6 protein-coding genes and 1 pseudogene are annotated in these 8,540 nt (G+C 45.8%); 1 reads left to right on the top strand and 6 read right to left on the bottom strand.

Annotation, left to right across the window (positions count from 1 at the left end; genetic code table 11):
• Positions 1–110: 110 nt before the first annotated feature.
• Both AC0QH1_RS18855 and AC0QH1_RS18850 read right to left on the bottom strand, forming a co-directional pair.
• Positions 111–1,062 (bottom strand): annotated as a pseudogene (locus AC0QH1_RS18855) (IS630 family transposase).
• Between the two features lie 75 nt (positions 1,063–1,137).
• On the bottom strand, positions 1,138–2,526 hold the full coding sequence (locus AC0QH1_RS18850; protein ID WP_324632807.1) for a sensor histidine kinase: 1,389 nt from the start codon (positions 2,524–2,526) through the stop codon (positions 1,138–1,140).
• 322 nt (positions 2,527–2,848) lie between these two features.
• Here AC0QH1_RS18850 and AC0QH1_RS18845 point away from each other — a divergent pair, with 322 nt between their 5' ends.
• A complete protein-coding gene (locus AC0QH1_RS18845; protein WP_324632806.1) occupies positions 2,849–4,270 on the top strand; it encodes a WD40 repeat domain-containing protein in 1,422 nt (473 codons plus the stop codon).
• A 1,124-nt stretch (positions 4,271–5,394) separates the two neighbouring features.
• Here AC0QH1_RS18845 and AC0QH1_RS18840 read toward each other — a convergent pair.
• The 4 genes from AC0QH1_RS18840 to AC0QH1_RS18825 all read right to left on the bottom strand — a co-directional run bounded on the left by AC0QH1_RS18840 (position 5,395) and on the right by AC0QH1_RS18825 (position 8,529).
• Positions 5,395–7,230, bottom strand: a complete 1,836-nt coding sequence (locus AC0QH1_RS18840; RefSeq protein ID WP_324632805.1) for an ABC transporter ATP-binding protein — start codon at positions 7,228–7,230, stop codon at positions 5,395–5,397.
• 231 nt (positions 7,231–7,461) lie between these two features.
• Positions 7,462–7,644, bottom strand: coding sequence for a hypothetical protein (locus tag AC0QH1_RS18835; RefSeq protein WP_324632804.1), 183 nt, complete (start codon positions 7,642–7,644; stop codon positions 7,462–7,464).
• Positions 7,645–7,819: 175 nt separating this feature from the next.
• The gene (locus AC0QH1_RS18830) at positions 7,820–8,299 is read right to left on the bottom strand and encodes an orange carotenoid protein N-terminal domain-containing protein (RefSeq protein ID WP_324632803.1); all 480 of its coding nucleotides are present in this window, start codon (positions 8,297–8,299) and stop codon (positions 7,820–7,822) included.
• Between the two features lie 80 nt (positions 8,300–8,379).
• Complete coding sequence (locus AC0QH1_RS18825) at positions 8,380–8,529, bottom strand: hypothetical protein (protein WP_324632802.1); 150 nt, start codon at positions 8,527–8,529, stop codon at positions 8,380–8,382.
• Positions 8,530–8,540 lie beyond the last annotated feature (11 nt).

Below are 8,540 nucleotides of genomic sequence, written 5' to 3'. Positions count from 1 at the left end.
AATTCCCCCTTTAACTTCAAGATAGCCCATCCTCAATCCCTTTGTCAACCCCTTGGGGGAACAATTTTCCGTTTTCTAACGCTGTGCAGAACCTCGATATATAGCGCTTCTCAAATAACTGTAATACCATAACAACAATGTATGAACCAGTTTTTTAGGTCTTTTTCCGAAACCGTCGCCAAAGCTTTTTCCATAGCTGATTGTAATTCTTGATAAGTTCTGGGCTTCAGAGACCTTAGACTAGATTTCACTTTAGACCAGCAGTTCTCAATCGGATTAAACTCCGGAGAGTAAGGAGGTAAAAATACTAGTTTGGCTCCAACTTGCTCGATTGCTTTTTCAACCTCTTCTCCTTTATGTATGGTACTATTGTCGAGGACTACATGAGCGCCATTCCAAAGCTTTGGCACTAGCTTATTCACAACAAATGCTTCAAAAATAAACCCATCTGCTGCTCCTCATAGGTTAATGTAAGCTAAAATACTTTGATGACTAATTGCCCCAATACTGGAAACATTTTTTCTTCGCTTTTGAGGACGTTTTCCTCTGGCTCTTTGACCTTTTTTTGCGCGACCATTTAACCTGATAAAAGCCTTTACGCCCACTTCATCGATGAACCCTAAGTCTCTGACTGGAACCGAGCGAATTTCATTCCAAAATTCTCTTCTTAATTTTTGGACTCTTTCACTTTCTTTTTCTGTTGGATGAGTGGTTTTTCTTTTCCAAGTAAAATTTAGCTTTTTAGTCATCCTCCCCATTGTCACTCGACTAATTCCAATCCCAGTTTTTTCTTTAAGTAGCTCGCAGAGTTCCTCTAAAGTAGCGTCATTGTTCTGTTCTATTAATTCTGCCAAAATTTCTAGTTCCTGCGGTCGCAATTTAAGTTTGACCCCTCCGCTAAAAGGCTTTGGTGCTATTTCTCCTGTTTCTCGATACTGCTTTAAAAGTTTACTGACAAAACTTTGAGATACTCCAAATCCTAAAGCCAGGTCAAATTGAGAAATTTTTTCTCTTTTATAGGCATCTATGATTTTTTTGTAAATCTCTGGAATAAGCTTTCATCTTATAATTAGGCGCTTGAACTACTCTCTGCATCCTACCACATTTATTTGAGAACCGCAATACCATAGGACTTCCCTATTTTTTTGCCTGTTCTGGTTGGCAGGTGGGAAGGGTGACGGTGACGGTTGTGCCGAGGTTCGGTTGACTTTCGACGCGAATTTGACCGTGATGGTTTTGCACGATCGCCTGGGCGATAGCTAATCCCAAACCGGATCCGCTGGATTCGCGTTGGGGCGATCGCTCGTGGGGGTGACTTCTTGCTGGATCGACACGATAAAAGCGATCGAAAATCTGGGATAGGGATTCTAAGGGAATACCAATCCCATTATCTTTTACTTGTAGTTGCAAGGCGGTGCAAGTTTTCTGACGATATAAAATTCGGGAACAGTACAATTTTACCTCAACGGTGCCGGCATTGGGGGTATATTGCAATGCATTGCCAATCAAATTAGTCACTAATCGCGCTAACTGATTCCAGTCTCCTTGCATCGCGAAGGGATTGTCAGATTGGCGCGATTCGAGTACGCCCGCTTCGCTGGATTGGGGTGGGAAGGAAGGTTCGACGATATCGAAGGATAAGTCAATCTTTTTTTCGGCGGCGATCGCTGCTTGTTCTTCAATAACTTCCATTACCACTGCATCTAACGCTACGGATTGCCAACTGGGTTTTACCATTCCGCTATCTTGTCGCGCCAGAAATAGCAAATCGTCTACCAATCGCCCCATGCGCCGGGTTAATCGTTCTACCAGTTGCAATTGTTGGCGGTGGATGGAGGAATTGAAGTCCGGATCTGCTAAAGCAACTTGCACGTTGGTTTGAATGGTAGCAATCGGGTTTCTAAGTTCGTGGGATGCGTCGGAGGTAAATTGCTTTAAGCGCTGGTATGAGTCTTTCACCGGGGCGATCGCTAATCCCGAGAGCAACCAGCCAATCGCGCCGACGCCAATTGCCATTAAGGTACTGCCAATACTTAAATCTACAATTAACTGACGAATCGGTTTGGTCACTTCAAACCAGGGATGACTGACGCGCAAATAACCCACCACTTGCTCTTTGATTTTTACGCGATCGGTCACTTGTCGCAATAACTGACCTTTAGCTAATTCTACGGTTTCGCCACTGCGCTTTGGATGTAGGGGAATGTCCAACGGTTCCCATAAAGTAGACCAGAGCAATTCGCCGGTGGGACTAAACCATTCTAAGTCGATGTGGTCGTCTTCTACAGTTTCGGCATTGTTGCGGAAACTCGCTACTAAGTTAACGGTGTATTGATGAGTGATAGGGTCTTCTTCGATAGCTAAAGACCTTTCTACCACTTCCACCACATGCTTGAGGGTATCGTCTATTCGTTCGATTAAGGTACTCCGCACGTAAGTGTAAAATCCGGTAGCAAATACCAGCAGCAACACGGCGGTTACGGTGGCATACCAAATGGCTAAGCGCCTGCGCGTTTCTTGAAACATGTTTAACGGATGGGAGTCACTTTGCTGTTCAAGGAGAAATTGAGAATTAACATAAAGGAATACGCAACCAACAAGCGGAAAGGATTTTTTTCGCATAGCGCGTTGCTGTCAATTCACCAGTGCTTCTCTTATTGTACGATAGAAATGGCCGATGAGCGAATGGCGCTTTATTGCGGTACTCATGGGGGTGAGTTGTTGAGTGGGTTTCTGGATTATTCGGGGAAAAGCGAGGTTAAGAAGGATTTGATAAAGTTCTCAGTCCAGTAAAAACTGCGATCGCGCCACAGCCAACGAAATTTACTCTAAGTTAGGGAGGGTTTTCATGCAGTTGTCTTGGCGCGGGTTTATTTTATCTGCTTGTTCTGTAGGTTTGGTAGTGGGGATTGTCGGGACTTTAGGGGAGGATATTCAATTGATGAGCGATCGCCAATTGGCACAAGCGCAAGGGAACAATAATTTAGAGGTGTCTACCGCCTCTTATCTCGGTGGTTCTGAAGATGATATTGCGGGGGCGATCGCGATTGCGCCGGATAAAACAATTGTCCTGAGTGGCAGGATTCCGGGGAACAATTTTGGTAAAACTCCGATTAATTTACTCGGCGGTGGTGATGGGGCGATTCTGCGAACCGATTCTACGGGCAAAAGGATTTTATCTCTAACTCGTCTGGGAAATATTATCGACGATTTAGCGATTCATCAGAATTCGGGAAATATTGCTGCTGTGGGGGATTTTGGGGTAGCATTATTAGACTCGCAAGCACAGGGTATTTTGTGGCATATGCCATTAGGAGAAGGGGGTGGGGCAAAAGCGAGTAATGGTCGGCGAGTGGCGGTGGGAAATGATGGTACGGTGGCGGCGCTGTTTCGGAAAAAAATATCGGTTTTTGACCTAAGTGGCGCACTGCTGGGAGAATTTTCGGTTTCCGGTAGTTTTGTGGAAGATTTGGCGCTGGATAGCGAAACGAATTCGATTATCGTGACGGGGTACAGTCAAAAAGATGGGGGCGGATGTCGCCAATTGCAGGTAGCATTTATTCGCAGTTACGATTATGCGGGAAATCTGAATTGGCGGAATTACGATTGGACTCATGCGGAGGCACATGGGGGGAATTCTTCTTGTGCAGATACCCGAGGCGATCGCGTGATGATTGGTGCAGACGGAATGCTCTATTTCGCTGCTGAAAGCGCTGGGGGAAATACGATTTTTCGCTATCACCCGCAAGATTTATCCCGCGATGCGCCGAATGTAATTTTCGATGCTTACAATCATCCTTATAATACGGCATCGAATCATATCACCTATTATGCTAGACTCCAACCGACAACGGGGGAAATTGAAAAGGGGCAGTTTCACTTGTCGCGGCGCAGTAATGGCAAGGGAAATACTATCGTACCGAGAGCGATCGCGGCGGATGAAAATGGTACGTTGTTTGTCGGGGGCAGTTCTGCGGCAATTTTTGCCGATCGCAACGAAGCGAGGATTTCCGGTCAGCTTGGGTCTTATGCTGCTTATGACAATTTCCTCTTATCCGTTCCTGCGGATTTTAGTTCGAGACTCTTTACAGTCAGTTGGAACCAAGGATGCGCGGGGGAGAATCAAGTGGTGGGAATTGCTGCTGCTTATGGCATGCGAGCTATGATTTCCAATACTGCCGGATGCGAGATGATAACCGTTGACCCAATTCAAGCCACTCCGCAAGGAGAAAGGGAAATTTTGTACTCGGTTTGGTCAGCAGAGTTCTAATCCTAAATTCCCCGATATTGAGGATTAGCAATATTGGGGTTAAAGGATGAGAGATTTGACAATCTATGGTTTATAGATTGAATGAATAACTCACGCGATCGCATCTTATCGGTCATTCGCTTACAGTTGGCAATCTGCATAAAGCCGATTGCAGTATCACAATATTTTACGGCTAATTGATAAGTTTACCAGCAAAAAAACTGAAAATAGATTGAAAATTTTGAACTTATTCGGAAAAGCCGTAAAGAATTGTAAAAAAATAATTGCGAACGATTGCAATAAGGAACGAAAAATCAATACTTTCGGGGCTTGACACCGAAACGCAAAAAAAGTATAGTGGAGATATGATGCCCTTATTTTGACTAAATTAGGAAAAAATGTCACTTCAATCGCCAAAACCCCTATCAAACCGTTCAAAGAGTGGAGAGAGATGGGGGGGATTCTCCCGGGCACAAGGGCGTATGACGCATTAATTTTTTGAGGGGTAAAGGCGAGAGAGTGGACAAAATGACGGATTTAGTTTATAATTAACGACCTTTTTAGCAAAATATGGGGTAAAAAGAGGGTCAAAGGGCGATCGCTCATTCGCTTACAATTGGCAATCTGCATTGGCGCAATTGTACTGTAACAATCTCTATACCAATTGAGAAGTTAGTGGGGGACGAGCAAGATCCATCGAGGAATCACTTTCAACCTTGCGCGGAACATGGGTATAAAAGTTGTGACAAGCAAGTGGACGGGATTGCAATAACGAAGAAAACATCAAAGACTTCGGCGGTGCATCGGGCAAAGCCAAGACTGTACGATCGCGCTATAATATCTCCATTCTAACGGTCTAAATTGGCAAAAAATGCTCTGACTATTGCCAAAACTCCTATTTTTGCGATCGAGATGCGGCCAGAGAGAGGATATCCGCTCAAACCCCAACTGAATCCGGGAAATTTGAAGTGGCACAGGGACAAGCGATCGCGGGAACCGCGACTGCACTCACAGAACCATAAACCGTCCCAAATAGAGTATTTTTGCACAACTATTTTTTAGGGTTTGATGAAATTTCCTATTGACTCAATATTAAGCAAATTTAGGGATATTTTTTTACGGTTAACAACCATCCTGTTTTCCCTTTATTGATAGCCCGATGCCTGAATTGAAAATAAAGTGGCATACCGTCCTTTAGCTTGCAATAACTCTTGATGGGTTCCTTCTTCGATAGCTTTCCCTCCTTCCAAAACCACAATTTTATCTGCCATTCTCACCGTAGAAAAACGATGAGAAATTAGCAGCACCATTTGATGTTGCGTCAGGGTTCTAAACCGCTCAAAAATTTGTAATTCCGCTTCAGCATCCATTGCTGCTGTGGGTTCGTCCAGGACTAAAATATCCGCTTTTTTTCGCATAAAAGCCCGCGATAGGGCGATTTTTTGCCACTGACCGCCGGAGAGTTCGGTACCGGATTTAAACCAGCGTCCTAATTGGGTATAAAACCCCTCCGGTAGGGTTTCTATAAACGGTTTTGCCATGCCTTTTTCAGTGGCAATTTTCCAGCGCTGGTAGTTTTCCAAATGTTCTACATCCCCCACGCCCACATTTTCGCCGACGATGAATTGATAGCGGACGAAATCTTGAAAAATCACGCCTATTCGGCGGCGCAGCACCTCGATATCCCAGTGGCGCAAGTCTAATCCATCCAGGAGAATGCGTCCTTCTGTGGGTTCGTAAAGGCGGGTTAACAGTTTGATGAGCGTGGTTTTTCCCGACCCATTTTTTCCGACTAAGGCGAGTTTTTCTCCTGGTTTCAAGTGGAAAGAAATGTGGGTTAAAGCGGGTTGGGTTGCGCCGGGATAGGTAAAGGAAACGTTCTCGAAACGGACGCCATCCTGGGGAATTGTGCCGCGTTGGGCAGTTCCTTGGGATTGAGAAACGTCTTGTTCGAGAAATTCGTAGAGATTGGAGAGGTAAAGGTTGTCTTCGTACATGCCCCCGATCGCGCTGAGTGCCCCCGAAAAGGTGGTTTGTCCCTGACGAAACACCATTAAATACATGGTCATATCCCCGAGGGTAATTCGACCCGCGATCGCTTCGATGGCAATCCACGCATAGGTCGCGTAAAAGGCGGCGGTACTAAACAATCCGAGCAAATATCCCCAAAACCCTCGCCGCAAGGTAAGATTGCGGTCTTGGCGATACAATCGATGGAAAATCTGGCGATAGCGGTTGAGAAAGACGCGACCGAGTTGATATAATTGCACCTCTTTTGCGTAGTCTTCCCGGGCGATTAAAGTTTCGAGATAGGTTTGCTGTCTCGTTTCCGGCGATCGCCAGCGAAATAAGCGAAATGCTGCCCCCGCAAACCGGGTTTCGGCGATAAATTGCGGAATTGCCGCGATCGCCAGCACCACTACCGCCCACAGGGAAAATTGTAACAACAACCCGCCATAAGTCACCAATGCGAGGACGTCTTGCACCAGCGTAAACGTGCGATTGACAAAACTCAAGGGTCGATTGGATGCTTCTCGCCGCGCGCGAGTCATTTTATCGTAAAATTCGGAATCTTCAAAATGAGACAGAGACAGTGTGAGTGCTTTTTGTAAAATCAATTCATTCACTTGCTGTCCCAACAGTACCCGCAACAACGATTGCGAAACGCTCAACCCGCGCTGAGAAAAGGTCAGCAACGTCACCGCGATCGCTTCTAGTCCCACATACGCCAGCGCCATTCCTGCTTTTCCCCCCGTCTGCGACGCCGCCACCACGCTATCTACAATTAACTTACCGAGATAGGCGATCGCTGCGGGTAACAATCCCCCCGCCACTGTAAACACTGCCAAAATTATCGTCAGGGTGCGGTTCGTACTCCAAACTAACCCCACTGCTTTACCGCTATACTGAAACGCAGATAACGCAAAGCGCAGATTTTGCCACATATTACTCCAGGGGTTGAGTGCTCTGAGACGTCTCATCGATCGCAATTCCTATCCAATTCCTTTTCCAACATACAAGCAAATTGGCCAATTGGGAATTAGATCGGCAAGTCTTGCGCAATTGGGAGTCAATCCAACCAGCGCACCAACACCCTTTCCCGCCTTCTCGCCACACTGCAGGGGAAAAGCGTTTTTTGCCCTTGAATCTGCTCCTATCCGGCGATCGCATTTCCCCTTTGACATCTTCCCCCCACATCAAAGACCTCGGATTTAAACCCTCGAATTTTCCAAAACTTCTTCTCCGGGAGGTGGGGGGTCGGTATGGGGTTTTCGCATAGCAAACCAGGTGGTTAAAAAATATAGCCCCAGGGCGATCGCGGGCAGCACAAAAATGAGCGCCAGTTTAAAAAAGCGTTTTTGATACCAAATCTCTTGTGGTTCTTCTTCATGCATGAAAAGATTCTCCCTGCTTCAACTTCATCTTATTGTAAAAGATAAAAGATTAGGGCGATCGTTGCCAACCCTAACCCTACTCATCCCATGTTTGCAAATTAACCCCGCCAATTGCTTGACAATTAGCGGGGCGAGACTTTAAAATGTTATAGTCCGCTAGGAGTTAGAGCAATCTCTACACTCGCGCGCCTTGTGCCGGTGGGGCACCCATTTCCAGTACGGAGTCGCGCAAGAAGTCGATTTGGTCGTTAAAGTCCATCGCTTCGACTTCCCCTAACAAGTTGGTTCCTTCTGTAGGCAGTTGGTAATTTTCTGGCATGGGAATGATGGTTCCTGCTTCCATTCCTTGGGCCAAATAGTACCAGAACGCCAATTTTGTTTCCGGACTCAAGGAACCGTACTCGCGACTGAACTCCGTGCTCTTGCGATTGGCAATATCGCGCTGAACCTGCAGTTGTTCTTCATGGGATAATTGCTTCACGCGATTGAAGAGTTTGCCGGCAATTTCGCTACCCGCCGCCCCGGGCGCTGCTGGGGTAACGGATTTCCCAATTTTGGTGTAGACGAACCACAAAAAGGCCAGTTGATTATCGATGCTCAACCGTTGAAAAATTTCTTTTGCTTCCGCTACAGTATTAATATTCGTAAAACTCATATAAGACCTGTTGACAACTTCATCGAAAACGCAGTTTTACAAACTCAGTTGCAAAACCGCTTTACATTTCTTAATTAAAGTTAACAAAAAAACGCTTCTGCAGCGATCGCACTGCGGAAATAGATGCGATCGCTGCCAACTCTCTCGAAAGGAATAAATACAAAAAACCCCCGCACCCTGGAAGGCTTTTTTTGATATAATATCCACCCCATTTTTGTGGTAAAATGCACCCGAATATCGC

Source organism: Phormidium sp. CCY1219 (assembly GCF_055795085.1).
Note: the sequence above shows the minus strand (reverse complement) of the source record. Positions and strands in the feature narration are given on the sequence as shown.

Bases quoted from the DNA above. Each gene is read 5' to 3' on its own strand.
- AC0QH1_RS18850 (WP_324632807.1), bottom strand. From the start codon at position 2,526: ATGTTTCAAGAAACGCGCAGGCGCTTAGCCATTTGGTATGCCACCGTA.
- AC0QH1_RS18845 (WP_324632806.1), top strand. From the start codon at position 2,849: ATGCAGTTGTCTTGGCGCGGGTTTATTTTATCTGCTTGTTCTGTAGGT.
- AC0QH1_RS18840 (WP_324632805.1), bottom strand. From the start codon at position 7,230: ATGAGACGTCTCAGAGCACTCAACCCCTGGAGTAATATGTGGCAAAAT.
- AC0QH1_RS18835 (WP_324632804.1), bottom strand. From the start codon at position 7,644: ATGCATGAAGAAGAACCACAAGAGATTTGGTATCAAAAACGCTTTTTT.
- AC0QH1_RS18830 (WP_324632803.1), bottom strand. From the start codon at position 8,299: ATGAGTTTTACGAATATTAATACTGTAGCGGAAGCAAAAGAAATTTTT.